Genomic DNA, 17,599 nt, shown 5'->3' on the forward strand with positions numbered 1-17,599 from the left:
ATTTTATCAGTTTTTATCTATTTTTCCCATTGACGCATTTATTTTTCCTATTATACAATAAAACATATAATAAAAGAAAAAATTTTGGTAGTACCAACATATTATCCTTGGTATTACCGACTTGAGATAATGTTAGGAGGTAACATTCATGAACAAAACATTAAAAGGTATCACATGGTCGCACAGCAGAGGTTTTACCTCTATCGTAGCCGTATCACAACGATTCAGTGAACTCCATCCGGGTGTCGATATTCAATGGGAAAAACGTTCTCTCCAGGAATTTGCCGATGCTCCTATAGAAAATCTGGCGAAGACATATGATTTATTGATCATTGACCATCCATGGGCTGGTTTTGCTGCAGACACAGGAATCCTGCTTCCATTAGAAAAGTATTTGTCTAAAGATTTTCTAAAAGATCAGGCTGAGAATTCTGTGGGTGCTTCCCATATCAGTTACAATTTTCAGGGATTCCAGAGCGCATTGGCAATTGATGCAGCTACTCCCATCGCAGTATACCGGCCGGATTACTTTGAGAACACTGGACAAAATGTCCCTATGACCTTTGAGGAAGTGCTGACTCTGGCAAAACAGGGGGTGGTAGCTTACGCCGGTATCCCTTTGAACTTATTAATGGACTTCTATATGTTTGCAGCCACTTCTGCTTCCAGCTTTTTTACAGAGGATGAAGTCATCGATATCTCCTCGGGAATTGAAATTTTAGAGACTATGAGAGAACTTGCCAGTTACTGTCCTAAAGAGATGTTTTCCTGGGATCCAATCCAGGTCCATGAGGTTCTCTCTTCACAAGAGGAAATCTATTATTGTCCATTCGCTTATGGATATACCAACTATTCCAGGGAAGGTTATGCAAAACACCTGTTGAAAGCAGCAGATGTGGTCACTTACAAAGGAAATATGTTTAGAACAGTCTTAGGAGGTACCGGTCTTGCCATTTCAAGCCAGTGCAAGAATATTGATACCGCTGTTGAATTTGCTGAGTATACGGCATCTCCTCTCATTCAAAGAACCTTATTCTTTGATAACGGAGGACAGCCGGGCCACCGCGGTGCATGGACAGATAAAACCGCCAACAGCCGGTGTATGGATTTCTTCAAAGACACATTAAAAACCCTGGATCACTCTTATCTGCGTCCAAGATACAGCGGATACTTGTACTTCCAGGATCATGCAGGTGATTATGTCCAGGATTATGTTATGAACGGCGGTGATCCGAAAAAAACACTGAATCAGTTAAATGCCCTTTATCTCAAATCGAAAGGAGAAAACTCATGAAACCACTAGAAGGAATCTTAGTTTTAGACTTCAGCCAGTACCTGGCTGGTCCTTCTGCCGCTCTGCGCCTGGCAGACCTTGGTGCAAGAGTTATCAAAATAGAACGCCCCTCTTCTGGAGACGGCAGCCGCAGTATGACCCTGAAGAATCTAATTGCAGATAAAGACAGCGTCTTATTTCAGACAATCAACCGCAACAAAGAAAGCTTCTGTGCTGACCTGAAAAACAAAAGTAACTTTGCGGCCGTAAAAAAACTCATCGAAAAAGCAGATGTAATGATCGAGAATTTCAGGCCCGGTGTTATGAAAAAAATAGGCCTGGACTATGATGCGGTAACGAAAATAAATCCTCGTATTGTATACGGAACCGTTACCGGATACGGCACAGTAGGGCCATGGACAAAGAAGCCAGGTCAGGACCTGCTGCTGCAGTCCTTATCAGGAATTGCATGGCTAAATGGAAATGACGGTGAACCCCCTGCACCTTTTGCTCTCTCTATTGCCGATTCCTATACCGGGGTTCATCTTGCAGAAGGGATCATGGCCTGCTTGTTCAGAAGATTCCGAACTGACAAGGGCGGCCTTGTGGAGGTCAGCCTGTTGGAATCTATTTTAGATATGCAGTTTGAAGTTCTGACAACCTATCTGAATGACGGTCATAAGCAGCCTCAGCGCAGCAAATACAACAATGCCCATGCATACTTAAGCGCTCCTTACGGTATCTATGAAACCAGAGATAACTACATAGCACTGGCAATGGGCTCTGTGACAGATCTGGGCAGATATCTCCACATTGATGAACTTGCCCGGTATACGGATCAGAACGAATGGTTTACAAAAAGAGAGGAGATCAAGCAGCTCATCGGAGCAAAGTTAAAATCAGAAACAACTGGTCATTGGCTAGACATCTTGGAAGCGAACGGTTATTGGTGCTCTGATGTATATAGTTGGAATCGTTTAATAGAGTCCGATGGCTTTCAAGCCCTGGACTTTCTTCAAAATGTAAAGCGTCCGCATACCAGTCAGGATTTGTGGACGTCCAGATGTCCGATCACTGTAAACGGAGATTCTATGAAGTCTTCCAAGTGGGCACCCGCATTAGGAGAAGACACCGAAAAAATCAGCCGTGAATTCGGCTTGATCTCAGAGAAAGGAGATGCACTATGAAGCCCCTTGAAGGCATTACTGTATTAGATTTCAGCCAGTTTTTATCCGCTCCTTCCGCTGCCTTGCGACTTGCTGACATGGGTGCCCATGTCATCAAAGTGGAAAAACCAGAAACAGGAGATATCTGTCGCACGCTTTATATTTCCAACTGCATGATTGACGGGGACAGTTCTCTTTTCCACGCAATCAACAGAAATAAGGACGGCATTACACTGGATCTGAAGGCAGAAAAGAGCAAAAGTATCCTTGCGGACTTAATCAGTCAGTCCGATGTGACCTTATTTAACTTCCGTCCCGGAGTTACAGAAAAACTGGGACTAGATTATGATTCTGTAAAAAAAATAAATCCCCGGATCATTTACGGCGAGATCAGCGGCTATGGCTGTAAAGGCCCCTGGAAACAAAAGCCCGGACAGGATCTGTTGGTCCAGTCGCTGTCTGGCCTTCCTTTCCTGAACGGAAATCGGAATGATGCTCCCATGCCTTTTGGCCTTTCTGTTGCAGATATGTTTGCCGGTCAGCATCTGGTGCAGGGAGTTTTATCCGCACTGATCAAGAGAGAACATTCCAACGAAGGATCACTGATCCAGGTAAGTCTTTTGGAATCAATTTTAGACATTCAATTTGAAGTATTTACAACCTATCTCAATGATGGATACGAAGAACCTGTGCGCAGCGCTGTGAATAATGCCAATGCATATATCGGTGCTCCATACGGAATTTATGAGACTGCAGACAGCTACCTTGCACTGGCCATGGTTCCGATCCCTTATTTAGGGGAGCTCATCGGATGTAAAGCTCTACTTCAGTATACTGATCCCTCTTCCTGGTCTGATCAGAGAGATGAAATTAAAACAATCTTAAAAGATTTCTTAAAAACTAATACCACTTCTCACTGGCTTTCTATTCTTGAAAGAGCAGACATCTGGTGTGCCGATGTATTGAATTGGGATGAACTGATGCAGCGGGACGGATTTAAGGAACTTGAAATGATCCAAAAGATTACCCGCAAAAACGGTACCGAATTATATACAACGAGATGTCCGATCACCATTGACCGGCAGCGCTATACAAATAAAAAAGCAGCTCCTGTCATCGGACAGGATAACGAACTTTATATTCATTAAAAAGGAGATTTATCATGGAACAGGCAATTTATTATGAAGATTATGAAATTGGAAGTGTCAGAGAAAGTATCGGAAGGACCATCACAGAGACTGACATCGTAATGCATGCAGGCCAGACCGGCGATTTCTTCCCCCATCACTTAGATAAGGAATTTGCAAAGACAACCGCTTTTGGAAAGAGGATTGCTCACGGAACATTAACCTTCAGCATAGGTGTGGGACTTACTGCCAATGTGATCAATCCTGCGGCTTTTTCCTACGGCTATGACCGTTTGAGATTCATCGGTCCCGTCTTTATCGGTGACACCATTCATACTAAAGTCACTATTAAAGAAAAGAAGGATCATAAGAAAAATCCTGATATGGGGGTGGTAACAGAGGCATTAGAAGTTATCAATCAGGATGGAAGAGTGGTCCTGGCTTGTGAACATCTTTTAATGTGTGAGAAGAAAAAATAAATGATCCTCTTCATTTGTAAGAGCAGACCCATTCCCGGTTCTGCTCTTAATTCTTTATACTTGTAAAAGGGACACATGCAAAAAGCTGTCTCCAGTTTCCCGGCATGACAGCCTTTCCTGAATAAGAAATCCCTCAATCTCTCACATTGTATATTTCAGGCAGATTTATTTCAGCAGCCCGATTGCTGCTTTTCCAATCCCTGTCACAATGAAGTAACAGCTGGTGGCACCTGCGTCCAGAACACCTCTGGAACGCTCTCCCAGACGGCTTGCCCGGCCTATCTTTGCCACAAGATCCTTTGTTGACTGCCATCCCCTTTCGGCCGCATCATTCATTGCTTCCAGACACTGTACAAATTCTTTTCCTTCTTCTTTTGCCGCGATAAAGGCTTCCTTGGCAGGTACCAGTGTATCGATCAGTGATTTATCTCCGACTTTTGCCGGACTGATCTCCTGGATACCCTCTACCGCATTGGCCAGCATCTCACCGAAGACTTCTGCGTCTATATCTTCTGCGTCCTCGCAGGCCATGGCCATTTCATCAAACAGCATACCATACAGCGGTCCCATAGAACCTCCGATGTCGTCTAACAATGTCTCACCAAGGGTTGACAAAGCTTCACTCAGATTATATGTCATATGGCTTAACTTTTCTTCACACATTGTAAAGCCTTTATTCATGTTGATACCGTGGTCCCCATCCCCGATCTTGCCGTCAATCTCACTCAGATAATCTCTCTGTTCCTGGATGGTCTTGATCAGCTGGTCAACAATCAAACCTGCTTCGGCATTTTTAAAACTAGTCATTGTTCTCACCTCATCACTTTTGTATTATTTTATAGCATTGCGTCTTTGATTGCTTTTGCTTCCGCTACAGGATCATCTGCATGGCCAATAGCAGAACCCACGATGATGATCTCCGGTTTTAATGCTACATATTTGTCAATGGTTTTGCTATTGATTCCTCCGGCTACGGCGATCTGTGCTTTCTTTGCATTTTCTGTCATAACTTTGAGATCCTCAATCGGTTCTCTTCCCGCTGCCTGCTGGTCAGCTCCGGTATGTACTGCCAGGATGTCAACGCCGATCTCTTCCATCTTTGCGATCCTGCTTGGAAGGTCTTCTACGCAGATCATGTCTACCACAAGCTTCCTTTCATAATCTCTGGCAGCCTTCAAAGCTCCTTCAATGGTCAGGTTGTCAGACACTCCGAGGATGGTTGCGTAAGCCGCCCCAGCTTCATATGCATAACTCGCCTCAAGGTATCCTCCGTCCATGATCTTTAAGTCCGCAAGGATTTCTTTGTCAGGGAAGAAACGGTGGAACTCACGCACTCCGCGCATTCCCTCATCCATAACAAATGGAGTTCCGATCTCAATGATATCAACGTGCTCTGCTACCTTATCTGCAAATCTCAAGGCGTCTACTAACGGCATTTCGTCTAATGCTAACTGTAATTTCATAATTGGATTCCTTTCCTAAATGATTAACATTGTCTATAAATTTATTTTAAACCTGGCGCTTTGGCATCGTAGTCAAGCAGCTCTTTTAACTCCTCATCCAGCTTCATCACAGTAAGAGCCGCACCATTCATATCAAGTGAGGTCACATAGTCACCGATCAGTACTTTATATATGGAAAGCCCCTGCTCTTTCAGGTATGCTTCAATCTCATCGTAGAGCACATACAGTTCCATGATCGGTGTAGCTCCCAATCCGGACAAAAGCACTGCCACTTCATCACCGTCAGCAGGCTCCAGGTCATCAATGACTGCTTTTGCCATATCATTGGCAATTTCCTTGGCTGGTTTTAGTTTCTGGACATTGATCCCTGGCTCACCGTGATGGCCGATACCGAATTCCATATCCCCCTCTTTGATGTCAAAGTTCGGATGGCCCACTGCCGGGATTGCACACGGGCTCAGTCCCACACAGATACTTCTCGTGTTGTCCACTGCCTTTTGCGCTGTAGCGATGACTTCGTCCAAGTCTGCTCCCTTAGCCGCCTTAGCGCCTCCAACCTTCCACATAAAGACTCCGCCTGCGATTCCGTGGCGCTTTTCTTTTGTCTCTTTTGGAGAAGATGCCACATCGTCCGTGGCTGTGACATACTTAACTGTGACTCCCTGTTTCTTTGCTTTGCGGATGGCCATTTTTACATTCATGTTGTCGCCGGCATAGTTTCCGAACAGACAGGCAACACCTTTTCCGGAATCTGCCGCCATAAATGCGTCATAAAATGCCTGGGCAGACGGAGAAGAAAATACCTCTCCGACAGCTACCGCATCCATCATATTTTCTCCTACGTATCCAAGGAACGCAGGCTCATGTCCGCTTCCGCCTCCGGTGACCAGACCGACTTTGCCTTCTACCGGAGCATTTTTATATTGGACAACGCGGTCATTTTTTTCATTTTTAACGATCAGATCGTCATGAGCCTTCAGAAAGCCTTTGACCATATCCTCTACAATGTAATCCGGATTATTTACAAATCTCTGCAATGTTCTTCCTCCTTTTTAGATTCCTATTCTAAATTTGTATGTCTTCCCATCATCTCTTCGCTTGTCTGTCCCAGGTCGCTCATGAGATTCATGATAATGCTGTCATAGGTCAGCCAGCTCATCTGCTCAAACAGATTTCCCATTGGCTGATTGGATTCTGCCAGATTCTTTTCTCCTTCTGCTTTCTTCGGGGTAGATCCAGGCACTGTCACGATCACATCTGCCATCTGTCCGATGGTGTGTGTAGGAAACATAGTCACAGTAGCGATTCTTGCTCCAACCTTCTTTGCCTTTTCACCCATGACGATCAGACTCTGCGTTGTTCCTGAGCCAGATCCGAGGACGATCAGGTCTCCTTCTTTGATCGGCGGACAGGAGATCTCTCCTACAAAGTGCACGTCAAATCCCATATGTAATAAACGGTTGGTAAATCCTCTTGCTGCCAGTCCAGAACGACCTGCTCCTGCCAGGAAGATCTTGTTTGCTTTCCTGATCTCATCTGCCAGACCCTGGATTTCTTCTTCTTTGACCATCCCTGAAAACTTTGACAGTTCATCCGTGATTATCTTTAAATTGACTGCTTCCATGATATTCTCCTTTTCCTTAACATGTGGCAATATGTTTTTTAATTGTGGTCTTTTGTTGCTTTATGCTTTCATTATAGATTCACAACCCAACAATGTCAACATAATATTTTGCTTTTTTTGCAGTTTTGCAGTTTTTTGTGTTGTATAAATTTGACTTCGCAATTAAAATGATGTAAACTATTTCTAAAATAGTTCAATAAGAAAACTTATCATAGTTTGATCTACGAAGGAGACACAGCATGGGAAAATTAATCGCGGCAGAACGCCAAAAAGAAATCATAAGGCTGCTAAACAGCAATGGGAGCGTAAAGATCAGCCAGCTTGCGAAACAGTTCCAGGTATCCAGAGAAACGATCCGGCGGGATTTACTACATCTAAATGAAATAGGAGCGGTAAAGAAAAGCCACGGCGGAGCCACTTCTGTCTATGAACTAAAACCTCTGCCGTGGGAGTCCAGGGTCAGGGAGAAGGTACCGCTGAAAGAAAAGCTGTGCGAACGGGCTATGGAGTTCATTGAGGACGGCAATGTGATATTCCTGGACTCCGGAAGCACCATCTTCTGCCTGGCAGGAATGCTGAGCAAGAAATCCGGCTACACCATTGTGACCACTTCACTGGAGGCTGCTTATGCCTTGGTTCACAGCAACAATAAGGTGATTCTTACCGGCGGCATGCTAAATCCAAACAGCATGGCAGCCGAGGGCTTCCAGGCTACCAGTCTGATTAACTCACTGAAGGTTGACATTGCATTCTTAGGTACCAACGGTTTTGAACAGCACAAAGGTCCCGCTGTATCAGACTTTCAGGATGCCCAGACAAAACAGGCCATTATACCGAACGCCAGAACCAATGTGGTGATCGCAGACAGCTCCAAGGCCGAAGCATCTTCCCTGATTCAGTACACAAGCTGGCATGATATCGACCATTTGATCATCGACGGAGATATTCCCGGGGACGTGCTGCGCAACATACAGGAAATGACCGACGTGGTTCTGGTGTAAGTATATTATCACTGCTTCATCATACATAGACAGAATCGGTATTGATATCATAAAACTGATAGCAACGCTGGGAACTTTCATTGAGCTGACCTCTCGCTATGCAAATTTTGAGATGCAAAAACTAAAAAATCTCCGCAGAGGACAAACGATCCTTCTGCAGAGATTTTAGATTACTATGAATTTTTAATATTTCATCTGGAGCATGACGATACCTCCCAGATTCATGAGAACCCCAAAAACAATGGCTGCATTCAGGAGCCAGTTAAAACGGACCTTCTCAATCCTTTTATAGATGACCGCCGATCCAAGTATGAATGCCATATATAAAAACAGATACGTCCTGGTGCTGGACGCAAACATGGTCGGGGTAAAGGCCAGGGCCATTCTGGTAGCTCCTCCGATCAAAAACCCTGAGATCACAAGCATCCGGTCCCTGCTGTCCTTGAGCCCTTCTATACAGACAAAGATCACACATATGATAAAAATCAGAAAAGCAACGCCCATAAGGATCTGGAATCCCCACTGTACTGCATTTTCCGGGAGAACCCGCGGTTCCGTGTATTCCACTGACCGATTCTTGACGATATCAACAAGAAAATACAGGCTGTAGATGATATCAAGCCCCATAGGGACCAGTGCTGCGGCAAGCTTCCATCCCCGGAACTTCCTGTCAACGGCAAGAAGAATGAGCAAAAGACAAAAGATAAACAGGATGAAATTTGGCACCACGGTGAAATGCTGGAAGATTGACACAAATCCAAGTCTCAGCTTGTCAAGGAATGTCAGACGGATAAATTCCGGCATTTTGTCGTGGATCTCTTTTGCCACTCGGACAGAATTTCCTGGATTGCTCAAAATAAATACCAGGTTCCCAATGACAGCTATAAGTCCTGCCGCAAGAAAGACCACAGTTTTTTTGTGGTCTCTGAAACAGAAGATCAGCAGACAGAGACTGCCTGCGAGCACAATAGCCATCTGTTCCAGGTTCGCCGCATAAAGCATGCCAGCCATATAAAGAACATACTCAGCCACAGACAGCTTCTTTTGTTCCAGGAATTTTTTAAACAACACAAAACATCCGATACCTGCAGCCAAAGGCCAGAGGTAATTGGCTATAGTAACTCTCCATCCGGCAGAACCCATATGCATAAATGGATATACACAGAGCAGCGCTGCGGTGAAAACTGCACACTTCCCCTTGTTGTCCAGCAGATAATTGAGTCCTGCACCCAGCAGGATACAGATCAGGATATCTGCAGCCTTCCAGAGCAGAACCGGCATTTTAAGCGCCGCCGCCATGGAGATTTCAACCAGGAATCTGGAAGACAGGCTGTGATACCTGTGGACCAGCCACGGCAGGACAGCCTTGTGTTCCAGCTGTGCTCCAAAGATTAAGTCATCCCCAAAATCACTTTGGAGAATCAGATGGATCAGCACAGCTATACCTATGAAGATCCACAGATACCATTTCGCTTTTTCTCTCTCTTCTCATCTTAAATAGCTTCCAATAACGTCTTTCACAGTGGTGATCTTATTGCACTTCCACGCATCAGCTCCGCAGAAAATCAGTCCGTCATCTACATTTCCTTTAACAGCCTCGATCAGCCGTTCCGTGATACAGTAAACGGTCTCAGCCGGACTGCAGGCAGACATACAGTTAAAGCAGTGCTTCGGCTTGATCCTGCCTTCTCTCTGGACGATTTCCATAAATTTATTTTTGATGGCCCGCCCAGGCATTCCCACCGGACTCTTTACGATCGTGATATCTTCTTTTTTGCAGTTAATATAAGCCTCTTTATACTTGATATCCGCGTCACACTCCTCAGTAGTGACAAATGGAGTGGCAATCTGCACTCCGGAAGCTCCCATGGAAAGACAGTGTTCCAGGTCTTCTTTGGAGGAAACTCCTCCCGCCACGATAACCGGGATGTCTTTTTCATATTTTTCTTCATATGTTTTTACCATGTCGATGATCTCCTGAATCGTGTCGTCATAATTTTCATAAGTCTCATCGCTGACAAGCTCTTCATATTTAAATCCCAGATGGCCCCCGGCCTTTGGACCTTCGATCAGCAGAGCATCCGGTGCCGTCTGATGCTTTTTATCCCACATCTTGAGAATCACCCGCGCCGACTTTTTCGGGGATACGATCGGGATAAGCTTTGTTTTGCTCCCCTTTGCCAGAGCCGGAAGCTCCGTAGGAAGTCCGGCGCCTGAAATAATCAGGTCAATGCCGTTTGCAATTGCTTCTTTTACATAGTTGGCATACAGCCTTGTGGCTACCATGATATTTATGCCAATGACACCGTCGGGTGCGATCTCTCTCGCCTTCCTGATATGTTTTTTCATGGCACGCATATTGGCGCCCTCAGGGTCCTGCTCAAAGTCCGGCTCGTTGTATCCAATCTGAGCCGCCGACAGCACACCGATGCCGCCCTCTCTTGCAACAGCTCCCGCAAGAGAACTCAAACTGACACCTACGCCCATTCCCCCCTGTATAATAGGGATTTTCGCAACCAAATCCCCGATCTTCAATGGTTTCACTTCCATTACCTCCGTGGTCTTTCTTTCAGTTACATTTTTCTAAAGCGCTGGTATCTCTCTTCTACAATCTCTTCCGGCATTTTCTTCTTATATCGTTTCAGGAAATCAACGATCATCTCTCTGATCTCCTCTGACAATTCGATAATATTATCAATACTTGCAGGTTCGGGTTCTCTGATGACCCTCTCGATCACTCCGAGTTCCTTTAAATCTGCCGCTGTGATCTTCATTACTTTTGCAGCCTCGGATGCCCTGCTTCCGTCTTTCCACAGGATACTTGCAAACCCTTCCGGGGATAGGACTGAGTAAGTGGAATTTTCCATGCTCCACACCTCATTGCCGACAGCCATGGCGATAGCTCCGCCGCTGCCGCCTTCTCCGATCATAATCGAAAGTATCGGAACTTTCAGGGAAGACATCTCATAAAGATTTCTCGCGATCGCCTCACCGATGCCGCCCTCCTCAGCTTCGATGCCGCAGAAGGCTCCCGGCGTATCCACAAAACAGATGACCGGACGATGGAATTTCTCTGCCTGACGCATGAGACGCATCGTCTTCCTGTAACCTTCCGGGGAAGGCATTCCGAAGTTCCTTTTTATATTTTCCTTTGTAGAACGGCCTTTCTGCTGTCCAACCACTGTGACCGGAATGCCGTCTATGGATGCCAGCCCCCCGACGATCGCTCCGTCATCGCCGAACAGGCGGTCTCCGTGCAGGGACATATAACGGTCAAAGATCGTTGTAATGTAGTCCAGACTGGTCGGCCGCTCCGCTGACCTTGAGATCTCGACTCTCTCCCATGGTGTTAAATTATTATGACTCATAACAACAACTCCTTATAATGGTGGCAAGCACTTTCCGCAGGTTCTTCCGCTCAACGATCTTATCTACAAATCCGTGCTCCAGCAGGAATTCGGATCTCTGGAAACCATCCGGAAGCTTCTGCCCAATGGTCTGCTCGATGACGCGGGGTCCTGCAAATCCGACCAGCGCTCCCGGTTCAGCCAGTATCACATCTCCGAGCATTGCAAAACTTGCAGTCACTCCTCCGGTCGTCGGATCTGTCAGTACACTGATGTACAAAAGCCCTGCCTGGTCGTGTCTTCTCAAAGCCGCCGACGTCTTCTCCATCTGCATCAGGGAAATGATACCTTCCTGCATCCTGGCCCCTCCCGAACATGTAAAAATAATGATTGGTATTCTCTGCTCGGTGGCTCTCTCGATAGCCCTCGTGATCTTTTCACCGACGACCTGGCCCATGCTGCCCATCATGAAATCAGCACTCATGACTGCAATGGCCACTTCACTGCCGCCGATCTTTCCTTTTCCCGTGATCACCGCTTCTTCCAGATTCGTCACAGATTTCTGGTGCTCCAGCTTTTTCAAATAGCCCGGAAACTCCAGCGGATCGGACGTGACAAGTCCGGTGTCCCACTCCTCAAAGGTATTGCGGTCCAGAACCATGGCAATCCTTGTTCTCGGCCGTATTCTGAAATAATTTCCGCAGTGGGGGCAGATATAATAATTTTCAATGATATCTTCATTATAGACCGGCTTTCCGCAGTCACTGCATTTTTGGAACAGTCCTTCCGGCGCCTGATATTCAAGCAGGGTATCTTTGGCCTTTTTCACCCGTTCCGCCTGCTTTTTCTCCTGAGGTGTCAATGTTCTTTTCTTAAACATTTCTTTTAACATGATGCTTCACCCTGGCTTTCTGTCTCTTCTTCCCGTTCCTTCTGGAACCTTTCAATAAATGCGGTATCCACATTTCCGTCAATAAAATCCTGATGATTGATGATGTCATACTGGTAATCGATGTTCGTCTTGATGCCTTCCAGTACCAGCTCTCCCAGAGCATTTCTGAGCTTCCTCAAAGCCAGTTCACGGTTTTTGTCATAGACGATCAGTTTTGCAACCATCGAATCATAGAATGGAGGGATCTGATATCCGGTAAACAGGGCAGAGTCAATGCGCACACCCTTGCCTCCCGGAAAATGTACATTTGTAACAGTTCCCGGACTCGGCCTGAAATCATGTTCCGTATCCTCTGCATTTACCCTTACCTCGATGGCGTGTCCGGAGATATGGATATCCTTCTGCTGATAAGTCAGATGTCTTCCCGCCGCAATACGAATCTGTTCCCGGATTAAGTCGATGCCGGTGACCCATTCCGTGACCGGATGTTCTACCTGAATTCTGGTGTTCATCTCAATGAAATAGAAATTCCCGTCCTGGTCCTTCAGGAATTCAATGGTGCCTGCGCTGTAATATCCGACCACTTTTGCCGCTTTGACTGCAATGGCTCCCATCTTCTCTCTGAGCTCTTTGTTAATGGCCGGTGACGGTGACTCCTCGATCAGCTTCTGATGACGTCTCTGGATGGAACAGTCCCTCTCACCCAGATGAACCGCATTTCCGTATTTATCAGCCAGAATCTGAAATTCGATATGTCTCGGATCACGGATATATTTTTCAATATACATGGTGCCGTCGCCGAAAGCATTTTCTGCTTCCCGCTTTGCCGTTTCAAATATATGTTCAAACTCTGCGGAGTCTTCGCAGATCCTCATGCCCTTGCCTCCGCCGCCTGCGGATGCCTTGATCATGACGGGATATCCCATCTCGTCGGCAATCTTCCTGCCCTCCAAGGCTTCGTAAACCGCCTCTTTGGTCCCCGGCACAACCGGAACACCAGCCTCCATCATAGTCTTTCTGGCAGAAGATTTATCCCCCATTTTGTCAATGATTTCTGCGGAAGGCCCGATAAAGGATATGTTGCACTTTTCACACATGCGGACAAACTTACTGTTCTCCGATAAAAATCCGAATCCCGGATGAATGGCATCCGCCCCTACTGCCATAGCAGCTCCGATGATCCTCTCCATATCCAGATAGCTGTCCTTTGCAGGCGCGGGCCCGATACAGACGGTCTCATCCGCCAGCTGTGCGTGCAGAGCTTCTTTATCTGCCTCGGAGCAAACTGCTACAGAAAGGATGTCCATCTCACGGCAGGCCCGGATGATGCGCACCGCGATCTCTCCTCTGTTTGCAATTAAAATTTTCTTAAACATACAACGCTTCCTCCTAGCCGATCATGAATGTGATTTCGCCGGACGCGACGACCTTTCCGTCCACCGTTGCGGTTCCCTTGCCGACGCCTACCGGTCCTTTCACCCTGATCATCTCTACTTCCAGATTCAGCACGTCTCCAGGTACGACTTTGCCGCGGAATTTTGCCTTATTGACTCCGCCTAAAAATCCGATCTTTCCTTTGTTCTCTTCCGCAGAAAGGCAGCACACGGCTCCCACCTGAGCCAGCGCCTCGATGATCAGCACACCCGGCATCACCGGTTCCTGCGGAAAATGTCCCGCAAAGAACGGTTCGTTGTATGTCACGCATTTTTTGCCCACTGCCCTTTTTCCGACTTCCATTTCCTCAATCCGGTCAACCAGAAGAAACGGGCTCCTGTGCGGGATAATATTCATAATTTCTTTAATATTCAGCATATGTTTCCCCTTTCCTACCGGATAATGACCAGAGTTTCCCCGTATTCCACGATATCCCCGTTATTAACCGGGATGCTCACTACGGTTCCTTCAAATTCACTCTCCACTTCGTTCATCAGCTTCATAGCTTCAACAATTCCAATGATCTGTCCCTTTGTCACCGTATCGCCTACCTGCACGAACGGTTCTGCTCCTTCCGACGGAGCAGCGTAAAAGGTACCCACCAAAGGAGCAGTCACGGCATTGCCTTCCGCCTCTTCGTCTTCCGGCAGAGCTTCCAGCGTGCTTTGCGACGCAGGTGCAGCCGCGGGCACAGGCGGCGCTGCGAATTCCGGTGATGCGAAGACTCTTTCCTTCTTCTTTGACAGCTTCACTGAGAAATCATCATCTTTATATTCAAACTTATCGACATCTGACTCTGATAATGCCTGGATCAGTTCTTTCATTTCCTCTAATTTCATAGCCTATCCTCCCTATTCCGCAAACTTTTTGATCAGAAGCGTTGCATTATGCCCTCCGAACCCAAGTGAATTGCTCAGAGCATAATTGACTGTGCGGTCTGTGACCGGCTCTAATGTATAATCCAGGTCACATTCTTCATCCGGCACCTTAAGTCCCACAGTGGGATGAATGTAATCTTCCAAAACAGTCTTTACACAGGTGATAAACTCAATGGCTCCGGCCGCCCCGAGTCCGTGACCGATCATCGATTTTGTAGAGCTGATCTTCAAGTCTCTGGCGTGATCGCCGAAGGTAGTTTTGATTGCCTTTGTCTCAAACTTGTCGTTGGCCGGTGTGCTTGTTCCGTGGGCGTTGATATAATCCACCTCATCGGGACGGATCTCCGCCTCGTCAATGGCAAACTGCATCGCACGCGCTGCTCCCTCTCCATCTTCTGCCGGTGAAGTGATATGGAAAGCATCGCTGGTCGCCCCATATCCCACAACTTCCGCAAGGATATTGGCTCCCCTGGCTTTGGCGTGCTCCAATGTCTCCAGCACTACCACGCCTGCTCCCTCTCCAATAATAAATCCGTCTCTCTCTTTATCGAATGGAATCGATGCACGTTTTGGATCTTCTGAACTGCTCAATGCTGTCAGAGAGGCAAATCCTGCCACAGCTACCGGCGTGATGCAGGCTTCCGTTCCTCCTGCCACCATCACATCTGCCTCACCGCACTGGATAGAGCGGAATGCTTCTCCAATAGACTGTGTGCCTGTAGCACACGCAGTGACTACATTGATGCTCTTACCCCTTAATCCAAACGCAAGTGACACATTTCCCGCAGCCATATTGGAGATCATCATCGGAACTACCAGAGGCTTGACCCTGTTGGGACCCTTTGTACGGATGACTTCGGTGTTTTTTTCTACAATCTGCAGACTTCCTGTGCCGGACCCGACGGATACACCAATCCTCGCTGTATCTTCTTTTTCCAGGTCCAGTCCGGAATCCTCAATCGCCTCTTTGGCCGCAGCTACGGCGTACTGGGAGAACAGTTCCATCCTCCTTGCAGAACGCGGGTCTATATAATCTTTCGCTTTAAAATCCTTTACTTCTGCTGCCAGATGGGTTTTATATTCACTGGCATCAAAATGACTGATTGGAGCAAATCCAGTCTTTTGTTGTTTAATTCCGTCCCAGAACTCTTCCACGCTGTTTCCGATCGGAGTAATCGCGCCCATTCCGGTAACTACGACTCTCTTTAAATTCTTCATACTGCTCTCCTTTACATTCCCATTCCGCCGTCTACACTGATCGTCTGCCCAGTAATATAGGACGCCTTGTCAGATGCTAAAAATGCTACTGTCTCTGCGATATCCTTCGTAGTCCCTACTTTTTTTAACGGGATCGTATCGATAATTCCCTTTTTCACGTCCTCCGGAAGCACTTCCGTCATCTCCGTATCTATGTACCCCGGTGCCACCGCATTGACCGTGATTCCCCTGGAACCAAGCTCTCTTGCCAGTGATTTGGTCATACCGATGACTCCTGCCTTGGAGGCACAGTAATTCATCTGCCCGGCATTTCCGATCACTCCAGAAACGGAAGACATGTTGATGATATGGCCGGACTTCTGTTTCAGCATAATCCTTGCCACATGCTTCATGCAGTTAAATGTTCCCTTCAGATTGACATTGATCACCTGATCGAACTCTTCCTCGCTCATCTTCATAGCCAGGTTATCTTTTGTGATTCCTGCATTGTTGACCAAAATGTCGATGGAACCGAATTCCTTTTTCACGGAAGCCATCATTTCCTTGGCTGTATTAAAATCGGAGACATCTCCCTGATATACTTTGGCTTCTCCACCGTTTTCTTTGATCGAAGCGACCACTTCTTCGGCTTTTTCTTTGGACCCGCAATAATTGACGATGACTTTCGCCCCATAGCCTGCAAGGGTCAGTGCCACTTCACGGCCGATCCCACGGCTTGCGCCTGTGACAACAGCTACTTTTCCTTCTAACATGATAAGACCTCCTCAAGCTTTTTCAAATCTTCTTTTTTCTCTATATTGATCACTTTCATCTTCCGGTCGATCTTTCTCATAAATCCGGACAGAGTTCTTCCCGGACCGATCTCGATAAAAGTATCTGCTCCCGCTTCTATCATTTTATGTATAGATTGTTCCCAACGGACAGAAGAATAAACCTGTTTTCCCAGCAGGTCTTTCACCTGATCTTTGGAAGTGACAAATTCTGCAGTCGTATTTGACACATATGGAATCTCCGGATCATGAACTTCCACGTCTTTTAAGACCTCAAGCAGTTTTTCCCCGGCAGTCTTTAACATAGGAGAATGAAACGGCCCGCTCACTTTCAGCGGAAGGACTCTTTTGGCCCCCGCCTCTTTCAGTACATCTGCCGCTGCCTCGACGGCTTTGGCCTCACCTGATATCACAATCTGTCCGGGACAGTTGTAATTGGCGATGGAGACAACTCCGCTCACTCCGGGAAGCACGGCCTCGATCTCTTCTTTCTTCATGCCAAGAACAGCCGCCATGGCTCCCTCTCCGGCAGGCACTGTGTCCTGCATGAGAATTCCTCTCTGGCGGACTACTTTGACTGCATCCTCAAAGCTCATGACATTGCCTGCAACAAGGGCACAATATTCCCCGAGACTTAAACCAGCTGTCATATCCGCTTTTATGCCCATGGCTTCGATCTCTCTTAAGACGGCCACACTGGCTGTCACCATGGCCGCCTGTGTATACTCCGTAATGTTGATGTCTTCATTTTCCTCGAAGCACAATGCCTTCACATCAATATCCAACACTTCATTTGCTTTTTCAAATACTTCTCTGCTGTGTTCAAAAGAGTCATAGAACTCTTGTCCCATACCGACATACTGTGCTCCCTGTCCCGGAAACATAAAAACAATTTTACCCATCGTTATCACCTCGTCAATTACTTTG

The 17,599-nt window shown here is 46.7% G+C and carries 17 protein-coding genes and 1 pseudogene; 5 read left to right on the plus strand and 13 right to left on the minus strand.

Annotation, left to right across the window (positions count from 1 at the left end):
* Nucleotides 1–148: 148 nt before the first annotated feature.
* The 4 genes from QGT46_RS03860 to QGT46_RS03875 are packed head-to-tail and all read left to right on the plus strand — an operon-like array spanning nt 149 to nt 4,045.
* Nucleotides 149–1,294, plus strand: a complete 1,146-nt coding sequence (locus QGT46_RS03860; protein ID WP_148459110.1) for an ABC transporter substrate-binding protein — start codon at nt 149–151, stop codon at nt 1,292–1,294.
* A complete protein-coding gene (locus tag QGT46_RS03865; protein ID WP_024729335.1) occupies nt 1,291–2,460 on the plus strand; it encodes a CaiB/BaiF CoA transferase family protein in 1,170 nt (389 codons plus the stop codon). The genes QGT46_RS03860 and QGT46_RS03865 overlap by 4 nt, the downstream gene beginning before the upstream one ends.
* Complete coding sequence (locus QGT46_RS03870) at nt 2,457–3,587, plus strand: CaiB/BaiF CoA transferase family protein (RefSeq protein WP_148459109.1); 1,131 nt, start codon at nt 2,457–2,459, stop codon at nt 3,585–3,587. Before QGT46_RS03865 ends, QGT46_RS03870 begins: the two co-directional genes overlap by 4 nt.
* A 14-nt stretch (nt 3,588–3,601) precedes the next feature.
* Entirely contained in the window at nt 3,602–4,045 is a 444-nt protein-coding gene (locus QGT46_RS03875; protein ID WP_024729334.1) for a MaoC/PaaZ C-terminal domain-containing protein, read from the plus strand.
* A gap of 165 nt (nt 4,046–4,210) precedes the next feature.
* On the opposite strand, the gene dhaL is transcribed toward QGT46_RS03875, so the two are convergent.
* Genes dhaL through hxlB form a run of 4 tightly spaced genes read right to left on the minus strand, consistent with a single transcriptional unit; the run spans nt 4,211 to nt 7,132 of the window.
* Nucleotides 4,211–4,852 carry a dihydroxyacetone kinase subunit DhaL gene (gene dhaL, locus QGT46_RS03880; RefSeq protein WP_148459108.1) on the minus strand — a complete coding sequence of 214 codons (642 nt, stop codon included), beginning with the start codon at nt 4,850–4,852 and terminating at the stop codon, nt 4,211–4,213.
* A gap of 29 nt (nt 4,853–4,881) precedes the next feature.
* Nucleotides 4,882–5,508, minus strand: a complete 627-nt coding sequence (gene hxlA / locus QGT46_RS03885; protein WP_024729332.1) for a 3-hexulose-6-phosphate synthase — start codon at nt 5,506–5,508, stop codon at nt 4,882–4,884.
* Nucleotides 5,509–5,549: 41 nt separating this feature from the next.
* Nucleotides 5,550–6,545 carry a dihydroxyacetone kinase subunit DhaK gene (locus QGT46_RS03890; protein WP_024729331.1) on the minus strand — a complete coding sequence of 332 codons (996 nt, stop codon included), beginning with the start codon at nt 6,543–6,545 and terminating at the stop codon, nt 5,550–5,552.
* A gap of 23 nt (nt 6,546–6,568) precedes the next feature.
* On the minus strand, nt 6,569–7,132 hold the full coding sequence (gene hxlB, locus QGT46_RS03895) for a 6-phospho-3-hexuloisomerase (RefSeq protein ID WP_024729330.1): 564 nt from the start codon (nt 7,130–7,132) through the stop codon (nt 6,569–6,571).
* A 239-nt stretch (nt 7,133–7,371) separates the two neighbouring features.
* Here hxlB and QGT46_RS03900 point away from each other — a divergent pair, with 239 nt between their 5' ends.
* Complete coding sequence (locus QGT46_RS03900; RefSeq protein ID WP_137329872.1) at nt 7,372–8,133, plus strand: DeoR/GlpR family DNA-binding transcription regulator; 762 nt, start codon at nt 7,372–7,374, stop codon at nt 8,131–8,133.
* A 183-nt stretch (nt 8,134–8,316) separates the two neighbouring features.
* Here QGT46_RS03900 and QGT46_RS03905 read toward each other — a convergent pair whose 3' ends face one another.
* The 9 genes and pseudogenes from QGT46_RS03905 to fabD form a co-directional block, all read right to left on the minus strand.
* Nucleotides 8,317–9,594 carry a DUF6056 family protein gene (locus tag QGT46_RS03905; protein ID WP_330655732.1) on the minus strand — a complete coding sequence of 426 codons (1,278 nt, stop codon included), beginning with the start codon at nt 9,592–9,594 and terminating at the stop codon, nt 8,317–8,319.
* Between the two features lie 27 nt (nt 9,595–9,621).
* Complete coding sequence (locus QGT46_RS03910) at nt 9,622–10,683, minus strand: NAD(P)H-dependent flavin oxidoreductase (protein WP_024729313.1); 1,062 nt, start codon at nt 10,681–10,683, stop codon at nt 9,622–9,624.
* Nucleotides 10,684–10,706: 23 nt separating this feature from the next.
* A pseudogene (locus QGT46_RS17205) lies at nt 10,707–12,372 on the minus strand (acetyl-CoA carboxylase carboxyltransferase subunit alpha).
* Nucleotides 12,366–13,748: an acetyl-CoA carboxylase biotin carboxylase subunit gene (locus tag QGT46_RS03920; protein WP_148459106.1), complete on the minus strand. Its 1,383-nt coding sequence runs from the start codon at nt 13,746–13,748 to the stop codon at nt 12,366–12,368. Before QGT46_RS03920 ends, QGT46_RS17205 begins: the two are co-directional and overlap by 7 nt.
* A 13-nt stretch (nt 13,749–13,761) precedes the next feature.
* Nucleotides 13,762–14,184 (minus strand): 3-hydroxyacyl-ACP dehydratase FabZ, encoded by a 423-nt coding sequence (fabZ, locus tag QGT46_RS03925; protein ID WP_024729309.1) that lies wholly within the window; start codon nt 14,182–14,184, stop codon nt 13,762–13,764.
* Between the two features lie 14 nt (nt 14,185–14,198).
* Nucleotides 14,199–14,645 (minus strand): acetyl-CoA carboxylase biotin carboxyl carrier protein, encoded by a 447-nt coding sequence (gene accB / locus QGT46_RS03930; RefSeq protein ID WP_024729308.1) that lies wholly within the window; start codon nt 14,643–14,645, stop codon nt 14,199–14,201.
* Between the two features lie 12 nt (nt 14,646–14,657).
* Nucleotides 14,658–15,902, minus strand: coding sequence for a beta-ketoacyl-ACP synthase II (gene fabF, locus QGT46_RS03935; protein WP_024729307.1), 1,245 nt, complete (start codon nt 15,900–15,902; stop codon nt 14,658–14,660).
* A gap of 11 nt (nt 15,903–15,913) precedes the next feature.
* Entirely contained in the window at nt 15,914–16,654 is a 741-nt protein-coding gene (fabG, locus tag QGT46_RS03940) for a 3-oxoacyl-[acyl-carrier-protein] reductase (protein ID WP_148459105.1), read from the minus strand.
* Nucleotides 16,648–17,574: an ACP S-malonyltransferase gene (fabD, locus tag QGT46_RS03945; protein WP_148459104.1), complete on the minus strand. Its 927-nt coding sequence runs from the start codon at nt 17,572–17,574 to the stop codon at nt 16,648–16,650. Before fabD ends, fabG begins: the two co-directional genes overlap by 7 nt.
* Nucleotides 17,575–17,599: the final 25 nt, after the last annotated feature.

Source organism: Anaerostipes faecis (genome assembly GCF_910574135.1).
GTDB classification, from domain to species: Bacteria; Bacillota; Clostridia; order Lachnospirales; family Lachnospiraceae; genus Anaerostipes; species Anaerostipes hominis.

Bases quoted from the DNA above. Each gene is read 5' to 3' on its own strand.
- QGT46_RS03860 (WP_148459110.1), top strand. From the start codon at position 149: ATGAACAAAACATTAAAAGGTATCACATGGTCGCACAGCAGAGGTTTT.
- QGT46_RS03865 (WP_024729335.1), top strand. From the start codon at position 1,291: ATGAAACCACTAGAAGGAATCTTAGTTTTAGACTTCAGCCAGTACCTG.
- QGT46_RS03870 (WP_148459109.1), top strand. From the start codon at position 2,457: ATGAAGCCCCTTGAAGGCATTACTGTATTAGATTTCAGCCAGTTTTTA.
- QGT46_RS03875 (WP_024729334.1), top strand. From the start codon at position 3,602: ATGGAACAGGCAATTTATTATGAAGATTATGAAATTGGAAGTGTCAGA.
- dhaL (WP_148459108.1), bottom strand. From the start codon at position 4,852: ATGACTAGTTTTAAAAATGCCGAAGCAGGTTTGATTGTTGACCAGCTG.
- hxlA (WP_024729332.1), bottom strand. From the start codon at position 5,508: ATGAAATTACAGTTAGCATTAGACGAAATGCCGTTAGTAGACGCCTTG.
- hxlB (WP_024729330.1), bottom strand. From the start codon at position 7,132: ATGGAAGCAGTCAATTTAAAGATAATCACGGATGAACTGTCAAAGTTT.
- QGT46_RS03900 (WP_137329872.1), top strand. From the start codon at position 7,372: ATGGGAAAATTAATCGCGGCAGAACGCCAAAAAGAAATCATAAGGCTG.
- QGT46_RS03910 (WP_024729313.1), bottom strand. From the start codon at position 10,683: ATGGAAGTGAAACCATTGAAGATCGGGGATTTGGTTGCGAAAATCCCT.
- QGT46_RS03920 (WP_148459106.1), bottom strand. From the start codon at position 13,748: ATGTTTAAGAAAATTTTAATTGCAAACAGAGGAGAGATCGCGGTGCGC.
- fabZ (WP_024729309.1), bottom strand. From the start codon at position 14,184: ATGCTGAATATTAAAGAAATTATGAATATTATCCCGCACAGGAGCCCG.
- accB (WP_024729308.1), bottom strand. From the start codon at position 14,645: ATGAAATTAGAGGAAATGAAAGAACTGATCCAGGCATTATCAGAGTCA.
- fabF (WP_024729307.1), bottom strand. From the start codon at position 15,902: ATGAAGAATTTAAAGAGAGTCGTAGTTACCGGAATGGGCGCGATTACT.
- fabG (WP_148459105.1), bottom strand. From the start codon at position 16,654: ATGTTAGAAGGAAAAGTAGCTGTTGTCACAGGCGCAAGCCGTGGGATC.
- fabD (WP_148459104.1), bottom strand. From the start codon at position 17,574: ATGGGTAAAATTGTTTTTATGTTTCCGGGACAGGGAGCACAGTATGTC.